The organism is Maribacter spongiae (assembly GCF_047345125.1).
Lineage (GTDB): Bacteria > Bacteroidota > Bacteroidia > Flavobacteriales > Flavobacteriaceae > Maribacter.
The window spans coordinates 1-17,312 of record NZ_JBLFEQ010000011.1 but is presented as its reverse complement, the minus strand read 5'-3'; the positions used below and the strand labels follow the sequence as shown (position 1 = coordinate 17,312).

16 protein-coding genes are annotated in these 17,312 nt (G+C 39.0%); 11 read left to right on the top strand and 5 right to left on the bottom strand.

Features of this window, described 5'->3' with window-relative positions; translation table 11 throughout:
- Positions 1-29 precede the first annotated feature (29 nt).
- The 6 genes from ACKWB9_RS13630 to ACKWB9_RS13605 all read left to right on the top strand — a co-directional run bounded on the left by ACKWB9_RS13630 (position 30) and on the right by ACKWB9_RS13605 (position 5,596).
- The gene (locus ACKWB9_RS13630; RefSeq protein ID WP_414003576.1) at positions 30-512 is read left to right on the top strand and encodes a DUF4870 domain-containing protein; all 483 of its coding nucleotides are present in this window, start codon (positions 30-32) and stop codon (positions 510-512) included.
- 301 nt (positions 513-813) lie between these two features.
- Positions 814-1,149, top strand: a complete 336-nt coding sequence (locus ACKWB9_RS13625; protein WP_414003575.1) for a PadR family transcriptional regulator — start codon at positions 814-816, stop codon at positions 1,147-1,149.
- Between the two features lies 1 nt (position 1,150).
- Positions 1,151-2,926: a PspC domain-containing protein gene (locus tag ACKWB9_RS13620; protein WP_414003574.1), complete on the top strand. Its 1,776-nt coding sequence runs from the start codon at positions 1,151-1,153 to the stop codon at positions 2,924-2,926.
- Between the two features lie 213 nt (positions 2,927-3,139).
- Positions 3,140-3,871: a head GIN domain-containing protein gene (locus ACKWB9_RS13615; protein WP_414003573.1), complete on the top strand. Its 732-nt coding sequence runs from the start codon at positions 3,140-3,142 to the stop codon at positions 3,869-3,871.
- A gap of 100 nt (positions 3,872-3,971) precedes the next feature.
- Entirely contained in the window at positions 3,972-4,982 is a 1,011-nt protein-coding gene (locus tag ACKWB9_RS13610; RefSeq protein ID WP_414003572.1) for a dipeptide epimerase, read from the top strand.
- A 167-nt stretch (positions 4,983-5,149) separates the two neighbouring features.
- Positions 5,150-5,596: a hypothetical protein gene (locus tag ACKWB9_RS13605; protein ID WP_414003571.1), complete on the top strand. Its 447-nt coding sequence runs from the start codon at positions 5,150-5,152 to the stop codon at positions 5,594-5,596.
- Between the two features lie 67 nt (positions 5,597-5,663).
- Here the strand turns inward: ACKWB9_RS13605 and trxB are convergent, their stop codons facing one another.
- Complete coding sequence (gene trxB / locus ACKWB9_RS13600; RefSeq protein ID WP_414003570.1) at positions 5,664-6,632, bottom strand: thioredoxin-disulfide reductase; 969 nt, start codon at positions 6,630-6,632, stop codon at positions 5,664-5,666.
- Positions 6,633-6,745: 113 nt separating this feature from the next.
- Positions 6,746-7,882, bottom strand: a complete 1,137-nt coding sequence (locus ACKWB9_RS13595) for a formylglycine-generating enzyme family protein (RefSeq protein WP_414003569.1) — start codon at positions 7,880-7,882, stop codon at positions 6,746-6,748.
- A 190-nt stretch (positions 7,883-8,072) separates the two neighbouring features.
- Here ACKWB9_RS13595 and ACKWB9_RS13590 point away from each other — a divergent pair, with 190 nt between their 5' ends.
- Positions 8,073-10,247 (top strand): thioredoxin domain-containing protein, encoded by a 2,175-nt coding sequence (locus ACKWB9_RS13590; RefSeq protein WP_414003568.1) that lies wholly within the window; start codon positions 8,073-8,075, stop codon positions 10,245-10,247.
- A gap of 68 nt (positions 10,248-10,315) precedes the next feature.
- Here the strand turns inward: ACKWB9_RS13590 and fsa are convergent, their stop codons facing one another.
- From fsa to xerA, 3 genes are all read right to left on the bottom strand, one after another.
- The gene (fsa, locus tag ACKWB9_RS13585) at positions 10,316-10,969 is read right to left on the bottom strand and encodes a fructose-6-phosphate aldolase (protein WP_414003567.1); all 654 of its coding nucleotides are present in this window, start codon (positions 10,967-10,969) and stop codon (positions 10,316-10,318) included.
- A 25-nt stretch (positions 10,970-10,994) separates the two neighbouring features.
- Positions 10,995-13,025 (bottom strand): transketolase family protein, encoded by a 2,031-nt coding sequence (locus ACKWB9_RS13580; protein ID WP_414003566.1) that lies wholly within the window; start codon positions 13,023-13,025, stop codon positions 10,995-10,997.
- 470 nt (positions 13,026-13,495) lie between these two features.
- On the bottom strand, positions 13,496-14,314 hold the full coding sequence (gene xerA / locus ACKWB9_RS13575; RefSeq protein WP_414003565.1) for a site-specific tyrosine recombinase/integron integrase: 819 nt from the start codon (positions 14,312-14,314) through the stop codon (positions 13,496-13,498).
- 524 nt (positions 14,315-14,838) lie between these two features.
- Here xerA and ACKWB9_RS13570 point away from each other — a divergent pair.
- The 4 genes from ACKWB9_RS13570 (at position 14,839) to ACKWB9_RS13555 (ending at position 17,062) form a co-directional block, all read left to right on the top strand.
- Entirely contained in the window at positions 14,839-15,081 is a 243-nt protein-coding gene (locus ACKWB9_RS13570) for a hypothetical protein (RefSeq protein ID WP_414003564.1), read from the top strand.
- A gap of 37 nt (positions 15,082-15,118) precedes the next feature.
- Positions 15,119-15,412, top strand: a complete 294-nt coding sequence (locus ACKWB9_RS13565; protein WP_414003563.1) for a helix-turn-helix domain-containing protein — start codon at positions 15,119-15,121, stop codon at positions 15,410-15,412.
- A gap of 26 nt (positions 15,413-15,438) precedes the next feature.
- On the top strand, positions 15,439-16,254 hold the full coding sequence (locus tag ACKWB9_RS13560) for a reverse transcriptase family protein (RefSeq protein WP_414003562.1): 816 nt from the start codon (positions 15,439-15,441) through the stop codon (positions 16,252-16,254).
- A gap of 142 nt (positions 16,255-16,396) precedes the next feature.
- Positions 16,397-17,062 (top strand): hypothetical protein, encoded by a 666-nt coding sequence (locus tag ACKWB9_RS13555; protein WP_414003561.1) that lies wholly within the window; start codon positions 16,397-16,399, stop codon positions 17,060-17,062.
- The last annotated feature ends 250 nt before the right edge of the window (positions 17,063-17,312 follow it).

Below are 17,312 nucleotides of genomic sequence, written 5' to 3'. Positions count from 1 at the left end.
TAAAAACCAAGTCATATAACAATTGAGCCATGACAGAAACCATAGATAAACACCAAAGAAATTTATCCGCACTCATACATGCAAGTACATTTTCTAAATTCTTTATTCCTTTTGGGAACTTTATTCTACCGCTTGTTTTATGGACAGCAAACAAAAAAGAATATAAGTTTGTGGATCATAACGGGAAACAGGCCCTGAACTTTCAAATAAGCCTATTGCTCTATTCTTTTATCCTGGGCATTATCTCAATTCCGTTCTTTATTGGTTTTTTACCCGACCTTTTTGATTTTGAGCATTTTAAATTTTTCAATTTAAATCGATACAACACCCTGGATTTTCATTTTAATTTCAATAATCTCAATTTTGGTTCCTGGATTTGGCCCGTAGGTTTCGCAGGATTAGCACATGGAGCATTGTTCATTGTTAATATTGCCTACACCATATTGGCTACGATCCGAACCAATGAAGGACAAACATTTCAATACCCTATAACCATTAAATTCATCAAATAATGATATTAATAAAAATCATAGTAGCGATCCTTGTTGCCTTTGTTGTCGGTATGGTCTCTATATGAATACAATCGGGGTATTCATCACACCCCCAGGAGTTTAATCATCAATCAATGTATCCTGAACTTGTTTCAGGAACCCAGTAATCACAAAAACGGTGTTTATTCATCTCCCCGATAGTTATCGGGACAAAAAACGAACAGTTAACCTATGCAGATTACCATAAGACAAAAAGAGCCTGCCAAAACATGGGCGGCGGTTTCCCGGGCGATCGGGACTGCATAAAAAGTAAAAAGAAATTATGAACGTAGAAAATACAAAAGCGCAAATGCGGAAGGGGGTTCTGGAGTATTGTATACTGTCCATCCTTAATGGAGATGACAAGTATGCTTCCGAAATCCTAAATACGTTAAAAGATGCTAAAATGCTGGTCGTGGAGGGCACTATTTATCCACTCCTTACCCGATTGAAAAATGCAGGGCTTTTAAACTACCGTTGGGAAGAGTCCACATCGGGGCCACCAAGAAAGTACTACACGCTAACGGAAACCGGTAAACTGTTCTTAAAAGAGCTGGATACCACTTGGGACGAATTAAGAAAGGCCACGAACCTGGTAACCAACACAAAAAACAGCTAAAATGAACAAGACAGTTAATATAAATCTAGCGAATATGCTCTTCCATATAGACGAAGATGCATATCATAAAATGCGAAAATATTTGGAATCCGTAAAACGATCTTTTGCGAATACACCGGGGAGCGACGAAATCCTTATGGATATAGAAGCCAGGATTGCGGAGCTTTTCTACGAAAAATTGGAAAACGAAAGACAGGTCATTACACAAAAACAAGTAGATGAAGTCATCGCCATCATGGGGCAGCCCGAAGATTATATGGTAGATGAGGACATCTTCGATGACGAACCAAGGGCAAAAAGCCAAACAACGGCCACAAAGACCAAAAAACTGTACCGGGATACGGAACTAAAATACGTGGCAGGGGTTTCCTCGGGTCTGGCCCATTATTTGGGTATCAACCCTATATGGATACGTATCCTGTGGATTATCCTTACCCTGGGTTCTGGCGGGGGTTTTATCCTACTCTACGGACTCCTATGGATTTTAATTCCCGAAGCCAAAACCACCTCGCAAAAATTGGATATGCGGGGCGAAGCCATCAATATTAGCAATATAGAACGCAAAGTAAAGGAAGGGTTTGAAGAGGTTACCGATAAAGTAAAGAGCGTTGATTATGAAGAAATGGGAAATAAGGTGAAAAATGGCGGTAAAACCTTTTTTGACACCTTAGGTGATATCATCATGTTCTTTTTTAAGGTCTTTGCAAAATTCATTGGTATTTTATTGATCATTATAGGAGCTTCTACCTTAATAGGGCTTTTCATCGGGCTGGTTTCCGTTGGTGTGCTGGATATGATACATCTTCCCGGGGTGGATTTTTACAATATCGTCAATTCCAGCAACATACCGGTTTGGTTAGTTTCTATATTGGCTTTTTTCGCCATAGGGATCCCGTTCTTTTTTCTGCTGTATTTAGGATTGAAAATTTTAGTCACCAACTTAAAGTCCATAGGGAACGTTGCAAAATTTTCATTATTGGGGCTTTGGTTGATTTCCATCATCTTGTTGATCGTATTTGGTATAAGGGAAGCGGCAGCACACGCCTATTCCGGGAGTACTACCATAGAACAGGAACTTGTTATGGCCAACCCGAGCGATACGTTGAACATAAGTTTGGCAACATCTGATTATCATACCGGGCAGGTAAATATGCAAATGAATGATTTCATCGTGACCTATGATGATGACGGCCGTAAAATATTGGCATCCCACGATGTCCGTTTTCGTATTGAAAAATCCAAAGATTCCATCTTTCGTCTAGAAATAAGAAAAGAAGCCGATGGACCTTCTTTTTCAAAAGCAAAAGAAACGGCAGGACAAATCGACTATGACTATCAAATGACCGAAAACACCCTGATTTTAAATAGTTTCCTCACCACCGATTCAAACAACAAATTTAAAGACCAAGAGGTCAAAGTAAATCTATATGTACCTGTTGGAACGATTTTAAACTATGAGCCCGGTGAAGTTAGAAGTTGGGTAATGCGTGCGGATACGAATACGGATATCGCTGATTTGGAAAATCATATCTGGAAAATGTCCGCAAGTTCAGAATTGGAATGCCTGGACTGCCCTGAAAATATGATGGACGAAGATGATAACAATAGAATCCGGATCAATGAAAATGGTATTGATATCAACATTAATGACAATGGGGAAAAAGGCAAAATAAAGATAAACGAAAACGGTATCGACATTGATGTTAAGGACAACGGGGAATCCTTTAAAATGAAATTGGACGAAAATGGGCTGAAAATTAAGACCGAAGAAGGATAGACAACTCCCTTTAAAAAACACTAATAAAAAATTTGACCATAAAAGTTTATGACAATTGAAAGGACAAAATCGACACTTTGGTTATAAATACTGGTATAGAAGGGAATAGGAATATAATTTTACATTCGTACAGCACCCGTTCAATATCAAATAAAATTAAAGTCAATCATTTAATCGAATCCTGAACTTGTTTCAGTATAAAAAACAACAATCATGACAACATTAGTTAAAGTTACGATCGCCATGGCCCTATCGCTGTTTTTATCATCTTGCGCCTTTGATATCAATTTGGGCGATTTTGGTTCGGGTAAAAAAGGAAATGGAGTGGTCGTAGAGGAAAACAGAAAGGTTACCCGGGAATTTACCACAATCCACGCTTCGGAAGGGTTGGATGTGTATATTACCCAGGATGATGCGTTCAAGATTGCCGTAGAGGCCGATGAGAATATTATCGATTTGATCGGAACGGATATCAAGAACGGCAAGCTCCGTATACACACCGTAGAGAATATAGGCCGGGCAACAAAAAAAGTTTTTGTTTCCCTCCCGGATATTGAGGCCATAAAAAGTTCCAGTGGTGCCCATTTAACCACACAAAACGTAATCAAGGGTGATCGGGTAATGGTCAAATCCAGTAGCGGTTCCGCACTTAATGTAGAATTGGCGGTCAATGAATTGGATATTGATGCCAGTAGCGGTGCCAATATTGAAGTATCCGGAAAAACGAACAAAATGTATGTTGATGGCAGCAGTGGTGCCAACATTAGCGCAAGGAATTTAACGGCAGAGGAATGCAGGGCTGATGGCAGTAGTGGTGCCAACATCAGCGTGCACGTATCGGGATACTTAACGGCGGATGCAAGCAGTGGTGCAAATATTGGTTATTCCGGGGATGCAGCGGTAACAAAAAACAAATCCGTTTCCGGAAGCGTGTATAAATATTAGGTTTTTATTCATCGATCAAATCATCCAACTTTCTATTTAGACCTGTCGGGTTTTGGAAACCTGACAGGTCTTTTGCATCTTAGTATAAACTTCTGCCAGGATGCAACTACAGCTTAAAAAATATGTATTACGATTAAAGCATACATTTAGTATTTCGCGGGAATCACGTGATTTTATGGATTCTTTGGTGGTCTGCCTTTCCTTGAACGGGCAAATGGGTTATGGCGAAGCTACTTCCAATCCATACTATAAAATAACGGTAGAGGGCATGATGGCGGAAATAGCGTCCGTTCGTCTAGAAATCGAATCTTTTGAGTTTAACGGACCGGAAGGATTCCATTCTTTTTTAGTCCGGAAAAAGTTGAGCAATTTTACCATCTGTGCCTTGGATTTGGCGGCCCATGATCTTTATGGCAAGCTAAAGGGAAAGCCGTTGTACAAATTATGGGGAACGAACATAGATAGGTACCCCATTACCAATTACACGATCGGAATAGCTTCTGTGGATAAAATGATAGCAAAAATAAAAGAGTTCCCATGGCCTATCTATAAAATAAAATTGGGTACTAAAGACGATGTCACCATTATTCGGGAACTACGAAAGCATACGGATGCCGTTTTTCGTATTGATGCCAATTGCGCATGGACCGCACAGGAGACTATACAAAATGCTCCCATATTAAAGGACTTGGGCGTTGAGTTCTTAGAACAGCCCTTAAAATCGGATGATTGGAAAGGTATGGAAAAAATAATGCAATACCCTATTCTACCGGTAATTGCGGACGAGAGTTGCATTGTAGCATCCGATGTTGATAAATGTGCGCCGTATTTTGACGGCATCAATATAAAATTGACAAAATGTGGTGGGCTTACCCCGGCCTTACAGATGATCAAAAAAGCAAGGAAACTAGGGTTAAAAGTCATGGTAGGCTGTATGACCGAATCTACCGTAGGTATCTCGGCCATTGCACAGTTACTTCCACAATTGGATTATGTGGATATGGATGGCGCATTGCTCCTTGAACAGGATATTGCCAATGGGGTCCGCATAACATCCAATGGAAAAATCGTTTTTCCTCGATTACCGGGCAGTGGCATTACACTACTTTAACGGCCGGTCCGATGCTGGAAAACCAACAAATCCATTAAAATACAAATAAATCATTTTTTAATGGTTTTTATTATAAAATCCATTATTATTCACTTAATACTTTATTATATTATCAATAAAATTTGTATCTTTTTATGATATAAATAACTTTTTTAAAGCACACGGCCATGAAAAAATTACTTGGACTGTTTTTTTTGATGTTGTTATTGGTTTCTGCAACCACTTTCACTTCTTCAAAGCTACAAACGGCATCCTCATTAGAGGGCACTTGGGAACTTATCAACCGTTACAATTATGATGAATCCGGGGTATCGGATACGTTACAAAATGTAAACGGATATCGGCAAATTAAAATATACAGTAAAGGAAAGGTCATGTGGACACGTTACGCTCCTGACGATCCTGCGGAATGGTTCGGGTATGGCTCCTATACGAATACGGAACACGAACTGGAAGAGCGCCTGGAATTCGGTTCGGCAGTAATGATGGGTATTCAAGACACTGTTCAAGTCTTTAGGTTCGAACTTATTTTAGATAAGAACAACTACAGTCAAATCTCTTTGGACGAAGAAGGCCACAGGACCTTTGCGGAAAATTATCGCAGGATTGATTAAATAACGATCACATGAAAAATAAAAATGCGGCTAAATGCCGCATTTTTAATAAGTGTTCATTATCTCCTTAATTAGACACTTCCTCTGGAGTCTCTACGGTCGCCAAATAGCGCTCGGCATCCAGGGCGGCCATACATCCCGTTCCGGCCGCAGTTACGGCCTGTCTATATTCCTTATCCTGTGCATCTCCCGAAGCGAAAACCCCGGGCAGATTTGTTTTGGTGGATTTCCCTTTGGTTATTAAATAACCTGTTTCATCCATATCTAACTGTCCTTTAAAAATATCGGTATTCGGCTTATGTCCGATGGCAATAAACAAACCGGTGATGGCAATTTCTTCCTTCTCGCCCGTTTGATTATTCACCATACGTAGCCCTTCTACCACCTGATCGCCCAATACCTCATCTACTTCGGTATTGTATTTGACCTCAATATTCTTAATACTGTTCACCCTATGCTGCATGGCCTTGGAAGCCCTCATATAGTCTTTTCGTATCAACATGGTCACTTTATTACAGATGTTCGCCAAATAAGAGGCCTCTTCCGCTGCCGTATCTCCTGCACCCACTATGGCAACATCCTGTCCTTTGTAGAAAAAACCATCACAAACGGCACATGCGGAAACACCACCACCACGTAAACGCTGTTCACTAGGGATGTTCAGATATTTTGCACTGGCTCCGGTAGAAATAATTACGGTCTCCGCCTCGATCTGCTTATTGTTATCTACCGTAATTTTATGGATACCTCCAATTTCTTTGCTCAAATCCACGGCAGTAACCATTCCTATTCGTACATCCGTACCAAAGCGTTCCGCCTGCTGCTGCAACTGGACCATCATGGTAGGTCCATCGATACCTTCTGGATAACCGGGAAAATTATCGACCTCTGTAGTGGTCGTTAATTGACCGCCCGGCTCCATACCCGTATACATTACCGGTTTCAAATCTGCTCTTGCTGCATATATTGCAGCCGTATATCCTGCTGGTCCAGAACCTATGATCAATGTTTTTATTCGTTCTATATTTTCCTCCATCTTAATATTTAAAATTTCATGTTTGGTATGCTACAAAAGTAGGTTTTTAATCAAAAACCTTACACCTAAGTTATTAAAAGTTGTTCATCGGTCTGTTCGTCCATTTCTCTCGGTTATTCTTGAATCATATCAACGGATAAAACCGTTCTAAACCCTGTATGTTCTAAAGAAGAATCCATACTCGATCCCATTCTGGCCGATACCCTGTAACTGGCACAGTACGAAGCACTACATAAAAAGGAACCGCCTTTAACAACCTTTTCCCGAGCATACGGATTATTGGGCGTGTAAGGAGATGCAGCACCTTGGGGGTTCTTTTGTAACGTATTACGAAGGGATTGCTCCCTATAGTACTTGGTATTGTACCAGTCGCTCGTCCATTCCCAAACATTGCCCGCCATATCATAAAGCCCATAACCATTGGGAGCGTACGATTTAACGGGTGCCCTTAATTCATATCCGTCCGTTTTTGCATTGGTTACCGGAAACTCCCCTTCCCATGTGTTGGCCTTACCTGCCAGTTTTTCAACATCATCTCCCCAAAAGAAAGTAGTACCGTAATTACCGCCCCTGGCGGCCAATTCCCATTCCGCCTCTGTAGGTAATCGTCTTCCGGCCCATTTACAATAGGCCAATGCATCCTCATATGCAATTTGCACCACGGGATGACCTCCCTTTCCTTCGGTAGTACTTTCAGGTCCATTGGGATGTTTCCAATCGGCACCTATCTTCCAATGCCACCACTGTGAAAAATCATACAGATCGGACAAGGTTGTTTTTACTTTTTTAAAAGTGAGCGCACCGGGCCGTAAAACGGAATCATGGGGCTTTTCCGTATCTTCCGGCACCTGTTTTTTCAGTTCTTCCCAATCTACGGCACGTTCCGCAACCGTTATATAAGCAGTTTCTTCTATGAATTTGGAAAATTGTGCATTGGTGACTTCCGTTATATCCATAAAAAAGCCATCTACCGCTACCTTTATACCCGGTTTTTCATGCTCCATGGCCATTTTGTCCTGAGGAACGGCTCCCTGTATAAATTCACTTCCGGGAACCCAGACCATTCCGTCCGGAACGGTCATACCGGTTGGCTTTTCTACGATAACTACTTCAGGTGCAATTTCGGTTTTTACAGGGCTATTTTGTACAATAGGGGTTTCAGGTGTCCTTTTCGATATTTTTTTTTCCTGACATCCAAAGGCAAAGTACACCAAAATGATAAAAATGCCCATTGCTCTATCTTTTTTCATAAGCATTACTGGTTGAAAAGCGGTAAATGTACTTTATTTTTTTATTGAAGATTAATTACAAGTTAAAAGATAATAAATATGATAAAAAAACCACGTACTTAGCTTCTTAAAAAGCAAATGTAATGTGGTAAGGACAAATGAAGCCATTAATCTTGATACTCAGTACGAACAAATTAAAACCGGTGTCCAAATGTATTCTATAAATAAGGTGATTTTTAGTTTTTTAAAAAAGTATGTTCTTTTGATCACAATTGCCATATCTTCCATTTCCTGTCAGATAAAAACCGATTCTACAAAAGAAACCAAGCATAAATACACCAATTCCCTTATTCATGAAACCAGCCCTTATTTACTGCAGCATGCCCATAATCCCGTAGATTGGAGGGCTTGGGGCCAGGAGGCTTTGGACAAGGCAAAAGAAGAGAACAAATTGATATTGGTAAGTATTGGTTATTCTTCATGCCATTGGTGCCATGTAATGGAAGAAGAAACGTTCGAAAATGATTCCATTGCAAAATTGATGAACGAAAACTTCATCAATATAAAAGTGGATCGTGAGGAGCGGCCGGATGTAGATCAGGTGTACATGACCGCTGTACAATTAATGACCGGAAATAATGGGGGTTGGCCATTGAACGTGATTACCTTGCCCAATGGAAAGCCCTTATATGGCGGCACCTATCATACCAAGGGACAATGGGAAAGGGTACTTGCGGAAATTAGTAGGCTTTACAAAGAAAATCCTGAAAAAGCGGAACAATATTCCGATAGGGTAGCCCAAGGGATACAGGAGGTCAATATTATTTCTCCATCTACTGATGTCGAGTCTTTGAAAAAGGAAGTTCTTGCGGAAAGTCTGGACAATTGGAAAACCAATTGGGACGCTGTTTGGGGAGGGGACAAGAGAGAACAAAAATTTATGATCCCCGTAAATCTCGAATTTTTATTGAACTATGGCATATTAACCAATGAGCCGGATATTCTGGGACATCTGGAACTTACTTTGGATAAAATGGCCATGGGCGGCCTACGGGACCATATTGGAGGCGGATTCTTTAGATACAGTACCGACCCCGTATGGAAAGTGCCGCATTTTGAGAAGATGTTGTACGATAATGCACAGGCCTTGAGTCTCTATTCCAAGGCTTACAAGGTTTTTAAGAAAGAAAGTTATAAGGATGTGGCCCTTGATATTATCGAATTTTTAGAGCGTGAAATGAAAAATCCCGAAGGCGGGTATTATGCCGCACTGGATGCGGACAGTGAAGGTGAAGAAGGAAAATTTTATGTATGGTCCCAAGCTGAACTAAAAACGGTTTTGGGCAGTGAATTCGAGTTGTTTTCCAAGTATTTCACGATTAGGGAAGATGCCGTTTGGGAGGAAGGGAAATATGTATTGCATCAATTAAAGAACGATACGGATTTCATCACGGAAACCGCTATTTCTAAATCAATATTGAGAAAAAAGAAAAAACAATGGGCCACATTATTATTGAACGCCCGAAAAAACAGGGTCAGGCCTAGAACGGACGATAAGATCATTACTTCCTGGAATGCACTGCTCATCAATGGCTATACGGAGGCTTATGCTGCATTTGGGAATGCAGATTTTTTGGACAGAGGCATTTCTATATTGGATTTTATTATGGACAAAAACTATAATCGAGGAAAATTAGGTCATTCCTACAAGACCAATAGCAAATACATTGATGGTTTTTTAGAGGATTATTCTTTTTTGGCCAATGCAGCGTTAAAACTCTATAGTACGACCACGGATCAAAAATATCTAGAGCTCGCCCATGATTTAACAAAAACGGCACAGCATAATTTTTCCGATGAAGATTCCGATATGTACACCTACAACCAGGGAAATGAGCTTATCTCCAAACTAATAAAAACGGATGATGGAACAATACCTTCCCCTAATGCCGTTATGGCACACAATCTTTTTCAATTGGGCCATATTAACTATGATACGGACAAAATAAAAAAATCCGAACAAATGTTATCGGCCATGGTACCATTGCTTAAAGAGAATGCCTACTCCTATGCCATGTGGGCCACTCTTTTTTCCCATATTACGTTTCCATATTATGAAGTTGCGGTCGTAGGGGCCAAAGCGCAAACACTTTTAAAGGGTTTGAACAAAACATATATTCCCAATATACTTTTGGTGGGCAGTACCGCAGAAAGCAACCTTCCATTATTTGAAGGGCGTTATGATGATGAGGACACTTTTATCTATGTCTGCCGGAACAATACCTGCAAGCTTCCCGTAAATACGGTCAACGCTGCCCTGGATCTTCTAAGGCCTAAGAAAAGTAGTGCCATAAGCCCGGTATCGGGCCTGGAAAATATTGATTAATATATAAAACAAAAAAACACCTAATGATATATCATCAGGTGTTTCCTTATTGCCTCTAACGTGTATGCTTAATTTCCTTTTTTGTAATCTTCCAGGAACTTTGCCAAACCGCTATCCGTTAACGGGTGTTTTAACAATCCTTTTATAGCGCTTAACGGGCCTGTCATCACATCCGCTCCTATTTTGGCACAATCGATAACATGCATGACATGACGCACGGAAGCGGCCAATATTTCGGTCTCAAAACCATAGTTATCATATATATGCCTGATGTCCGAGATAAGCCCCAAACCATCTGTTGAGATATCGTCTAAACGACCGATAAAAGGGGATACGTAAGTGGCTCCCGCTTTAGCGGCCAATAATGCTTGACCTACCGAAAAAACCAAGGTTACATTGGTTTTTATTCCTTTATCGGAAAAATACTTACAGGCTTTGACCCCATCTGCGATCATAGGAAGCTTAACTACTATTTGCGGGTTTAGGGCGGCTAATTTTTCGCCTTCCTTTACCATTCCATCAAAATCCGTAGAGATTACCTCGGCACTTACATGACCCTCTACCGCATCGCAGATTTTTTTATAGTGGCCCAAGATATTCTCCGCACCGGTAATCCCTTCTTTGGCCATTAAGGAAGGGTTTGTCGTAACCCCATCAAGAACTCCCAAATCCTGGGCTTCCTTAATATCGTTTAAATTCGCTGTATCTATAAAAAATTTCATGTCTTAATTGTTTATACGTTTGTATTTATTTTAAAAAATCCATTACCTCTTTGTACACTTTTTCTCCCGTAAACCCAAATTTTTCATCCAATACCGAAGCTGGAGCGGAATAACCGAAGTGTTGTAGCCCAAAGACTCTTCCGTTAGGACCGGCAAGACTTTCCAAATTAATCGGCAAGCCTGCGGTAAGTCCAAAAATAGGCTTGTCCGAAGGAATGACCTTATGTTGATATTCCGGGCTTTGTTGCCTAAAAATTCCTTCCGACGGAATAGAGGCTATGTTTACTTTCAACCCTTCCTTATCCTCTAAAAGTTGTGCGGCCGCCACCAATGTAGCTACTTCCGAACCATTGGCTATAAGTACCACATCTGGATTTGGGGTCTCTTTTACCAAATATCCTCCCTTTTCCGCATTTAGGGCCATATCATATCTGGAACCGGATACTGCCGGAACATCCTTAATACCCTGCCTGGACAAAATGAGTCCCGTTGGGGTCTTGGTATTCTCCATAGCCATTTTCCATGCTACACTGGTTTCCTGGGAATCCGCCGGGCGAATGGCCACAAAACTCTGTTCGTGGTTGTGATTTTGAATTTTTTCCAGTAATCTTATTTGGGCTTCCTGCTCAATAGGCTGGTGTGTTGGGCCATCCTCCCCTACCCTAAAAGCATCATGCGTCCATACAAATTTAACAGGAAGTTCTTGTATGGCACTTAATCTTATGGCAGGTTTCATATAATCCGAAAACACAAAAAATGTCGCTACTACAGGTATTACGCCCCCATGAAGCGCTATTCCATTGGCAACGGATGCCATTGTTAGTTCGGCAACCCCCGCTTGTAAGAAAGCCCCGGAGAAATCATCTTTTTTAAGGACGGTCGTCTTTTTTAAGAATCCATCGGTTTTGTCACTATTGGACAAATCGGCAGAAGAAACGATCATATTTTCCACATGCTCCGCCAAATAACCCAAAACTCCCGAAGATGCGGCCCTGGTGGCCAAACCTTCTTTGTGTTCAATGGAACTGAAATCAAGTTCTGGTAATGAACCTGAAAGAAAACCATCAAGCTTTTTGGCCAATTCTTCATTTGTATCCTCCCAAGCCTTTATTTCGGCCTTTTTTGAGGAAGCGGCTTTTTTCTTACCTTCTAAGATGTCCGTATAAAAGCGTTCTACTTCATCGTAGATATTAAAAGGGGCATCTACATTGGCTCCCAGATTTTTCAATGTCTTGGCATAATCTGCTCCGGTGTCACCAATTGGCTTCCCGTGGAGTTCCGTATACCCTTCATATATGGAACCATCTGCCGCAACACAGCCTTTTCCCATTATAGTACGTCCAATGATCAACGTTGGCTTTTCGGTTTCCGAATTGGCATCGGAAAGGGCTTTTCTAATTTGGTCATGATCATGGCCATCGATCGTGATTACTTTCCATCCCCATGCCTCATATTTTTTGGCCGTATCCTCCGAGGTAACTTCATCGGTCTTAGAGGACAATTGTACATCATTTGAATCATAGAACATAATGAAGTTATTAAGGCCCAAATGCCCCGCGAGCCTACCTGCCCCTTGGGAAATCTCTTCTTGAACCCCTCCATCCGAAATAAACCCATAAATCTTATGGTTCATCCAATCCCCAAAGCGCGCTTTGAGGAATTTTGCCGCTATGGCCGCTCCAATTCCCATGGTATGCCCTTGTCCTAACGGACCCGAAGTATTCTCCACCCCCCTTTTTACATCGACTTCTGGATGTCCTGGGGTAATTGAACCCCATTGCCTAAAATTGGCAACGTCATCCTTCCCATAATTTCCCAAAAGATAATATTGTGCATACATCAAGGACGATAAATGGCCTGCATCCATAAAGAAACGATCTCTAAACGGCCAATGCATATCCGAAGGGTCATAATTAAAAAATTCGGAATACAGTATATGCATATAGTCCGCACCTCCCATAGGTCCGCCCGGATGTCCGGATTTTGCCTTTTCAACCATTGCTATTGCCAGTGCCCTGATATTATCGGCCGCTAATTGATCTAATTCCCTATTCATCTATTCTTAAATTGATTATTTAGCATAAATAATGTAGTAATGAAGATTACTAAAATTCGGGTTCAAAGATACTTGATTTATAATGTTAAAAAAATTAAATCATGCCTCTCAAAAAAACCTTTTTTTAAACTATCCTTAAGATAAAGTGAAAACCGACCATTTTTTTACGATTCTGAACCCATGCTTTGTTCAGGTCATATATTTATGACATAGGAACAGCTTTTGTTCTTGATCCACTAAAATTGTGTTTTAGGTACTTTTTTGCCTGATCGGGATGACAGGATGGAACTTCAGCTCAAAACATAATGAATATCATTCTCTTATATCTCACATTCTCAAATTTAGGACACCTATTTGGACATCCAAAGTGGTTCTTTAGGTTTTCAACTATTTATGGTTTGCGGACTTTTTTGGCAATTTTTCTTTTGCCGTTTCAAACATACACAAACAGGCCGTTTTACGGGAACATCCTAATCGTCAAAAGGGCTTACAACATTCAACAAAGTAGGTTCGGTCACTTGGGTGTATATCATCGTAGTCTTAATGGAATTATGTCCTAAAAGTTTCTGGATGACCCGGATATCGGTTCCTTTTTCCAAAAGGTGGGTCGCATAACTATGCCGTAAAGTATGTGCGGTAATCGGTTTATTGATTCTTGCCCTTTTAGCAGCTGCCTTAAGAAGCTTGTTGAAACTGGAGGTGGTATACTTTCCTCTCTTTTGCCCCTCGAACAAATAATGGACAGGTGTAAATTCTTTGTAATATTCCCGAAGCATCAACAATATCCTTTCCGACAAGGGAACTATCCGATCCTTATTGCCCTTTCCCGATTTCACATGGATTATCATTCTTGCGGAATCTATATCGCCAATTTTCAGGTCAATCAGTTCACCCACCCTTAAACCTGCGCTATAGGTTAGGGCTATCATACTTTTATGCTTGATATTATTTGCTTTTTCCACGATTTTCATTATATCTTTCTTGGCAATCACCACAGGAAGTTTATTGGGTTTTCTACTTGGAAACAAGAACTCTAGGTTAATGCTTTGCCCAAACATCTCTTTATAATAAAGCTTTAGTGCCATGGCTATCTGTTTCTGGTATGAATAAGATATCTTTTTGATATGTACCATGTGATAAAAATATCTGTGAAGTTCCGTTTCATCAACTTTGTCCAAGGGCTTTTGAAAAAAGTAACCGGCCATTCTTACAATCGATGTATAGCTCTCAATGGTATTATTGCTATACCGTTTAACTTCCAATATTTTCACAAAATCGGGAACTGACATAATACCGTGAATATATCAATTTACGAATAAAAAGTATTATTTTCAACCTATAAAAGAAGGTTATGTGGCTTTTGCCGTATATCCAGTAGTTAGCCACAAGCTGAAAACAGCAATCTTCACTACAAATTTATAGATTTAAGAAAAAATATTTGAATTTATTTTTAACTCTCAGTTATATTTTATATATTTGCATCATAGTTCTTTGAAAGAGTTTTTGTGAATTAATGTAATTAAGTTCAAAACAATTGAAGTGTATTGAGTTACACAACCTTTATGGTTCTATTGGCGACAACACGTATTCGGTCATAAGACTGATACCGTTTAGGGCTAATCCCCTGAACACTTTAAGAAGTCATAATCTGAAAAGATTAAAACCAATAACTGCTTATTGATTGTTATAATTAATAGCTTTCTAATGGCAGGATTAATTTTGGGGTGAACATTTGAACAACGCGTATGAATTTAATTACAGGCGTATTGGAAATATGGCAGGGCGATATTGCCCTGAATTAAATTTATTTTCAATGAAAAAAAATGTTTACAAAAACGTTGATGGCTTGATACAAGGTATTGAGACCATCCTTTCCGAGAATCGTTGTTCATTCTCGGATGACGAGAAAGTTCTGTTAACTGAGACTCTCAGTTTTCTAAAGAAGTCTAAGAAAATAGGTAGTAAAAAACCTATTGACTGGAGTTTAATTATGAAAGGCTTAGAATTACTTGCAAAAGTGTTTTCTGATTCTGATGGCTTCACGAACATTTTCTGACCCGACACCCCTTAATTTTTTTTAAACCAAAAACAGTATGGACTTAGGACAAACAATAAAATCAATAAGAAAGCAAAAAGGATTAAAACAAAATCAATTTGCTGCGTTATGTGATATTACCCAAGCGTACTTATCTCAAATAGAAAACAATTTAAAGGAACCAAATCTATCCACTCTAAAGGTTATTTCTAACAATTTGGAAACGCCTTTACCAATCCTCTTTTTCCTTTCACTTGACAATAAAGATGTGAAACCAGAAAAGGCAGAAGCATTTAAAATGATAGCACCTTCTGTCAAGTCTTTGGTCAATCAGTTCTTTGTTGCCCAATGATAAACACACCAAAACATTTAGCATTTATGCTTAAAGTTGACCTAAAAGAAATACAGTCGATTTTAAAAGATATTGATAAGTACTATAGAGAGAAAATAATTGTCAAAACGGACAAATTCGGCAAACCTAAATTGGATAGTAAAGGAAATCCAAAACAAAGGATTATTAACCCGAGTATAAATCGATTAAAGGTTATACAAAAGAGAATTCAAAAAAACATACTTTTAAAACTTCATATGCCTGACTATGCGTATGGAGCAGTAAAAGGTAGAGACAATGTAATTAACGCCAAAAAACACCAAGGAAAAAAATATAAGTTTACAACTGATTTAAAAGACTTTTTCCCTTCGATTACAAATAAATCGGTTTATGAAATGTTCGTAGAAGAGAAATTCTCTCACGAAGTTTCAAGTTTATTAACCAAACTAACTACATATAACGGTAAAATTCCACAAGGAGCACCAACTTCTTCCACTTTGGCAAATCTTGTGTTTAGAAAAACTGGAAACATCTTGGATAATTTTTCAAAAGAAAATGGATTGACATTCACTTCTTTCGTAGACGATATGACATTTTCTTCCCCAAACGATTTCAAAGAAATTGTACCTAACATTTTAAATATCATTACAGCTGATTTTAAGATTAGTCATAAAAAAACAAACTACTCTCGAAACCCAAATATAACCGGATTACGCCCAATGAATAATCATCTAAAATTACCGGATTCCTTTATGGAAAAATATCGTGGACGAGATGAAAAAACGCCTGAGCAAAAAGCTGGAATTTTAAGATACAAAGAGAAAATTGAAATAGTGAATTACGGAAAAAAAGCCAGTGGCTAACAACGTATATAAAAAATAGCGGTTTAATCGCTTAATCGAAACAAAATGAATAAATTAAAGGTCAGGTATAGTCCGAAAAGTTAGTACATAAAACCCGCTACTTTTCATATACAAGACCGTTAGCATTAATTAACCCAAAACTATGACCAATGAATTAATAAGAAAGAATTTGACAAAAAGAAAAGAGTCTTGTTTGTCTGTTCTTAATTCTATTTTGAACCTAGATAGTTATCTAAAAGACATTTTTAAGAATTTAAATGAATTCGATTTTGAAAACTACAAACAGAATTTAGAAAATGAAATTCTTGAAAATTTAAAGGAATGGTGGACAAACCCTAATAAAGGAATTAAAAAAGAAGAGCAGTTATTTGCAATTCTTTTTGAGTATGACTATTTCTTTCAGAAAAATGTAGAAGCTACCGCATACGGAATTGGGGAATGGAAAGATTATCAAGTACAAACGGACAAGTTTGATATGGGATTTGATTATGACTTCACAACAGAATTTTATGCTTGCCCTGGAATAAAATTAAACTTCTTTGACGGTCTTGAGGCTTTGGACCACTCTAATCTGCCTGAAAAATACAGTGATAATTATTCTGATATTGATGATATAGAAGATATTGAAGGATATAATGAACTGATTGAGTTACATAAACTTGAAGGAATGATTGCTATTCAAGATGTTCTATCAAAACTTAACTCAAATAATGCATTTGAATCCCTTAATTATAAGAATGATTTTATGTTCTTAATTGATGAACATGACTCTGGTGAAGTATACCCATTGCTTATCAAAAACAAATAACTAATGCTAACAACGTGTAAAAATAATTGCTTGGTTCTTGCCTACTCGGAAAATCCTGCGGATTTTCCTTTGGTTCGTTCCATTTTTGCTAATTTAGTTGCTTAATCACGCAACTATCCTTACACAAACCGTTAGCTACAATTTGTGAAAATGAGCGAATCAAAAGAAACAAATAAAATATTACAACGGATTTTAGAACTGCTTGCTAAAAATGAAGCTCGTGTTAGTACAAATGAAATGACGGCGGAAA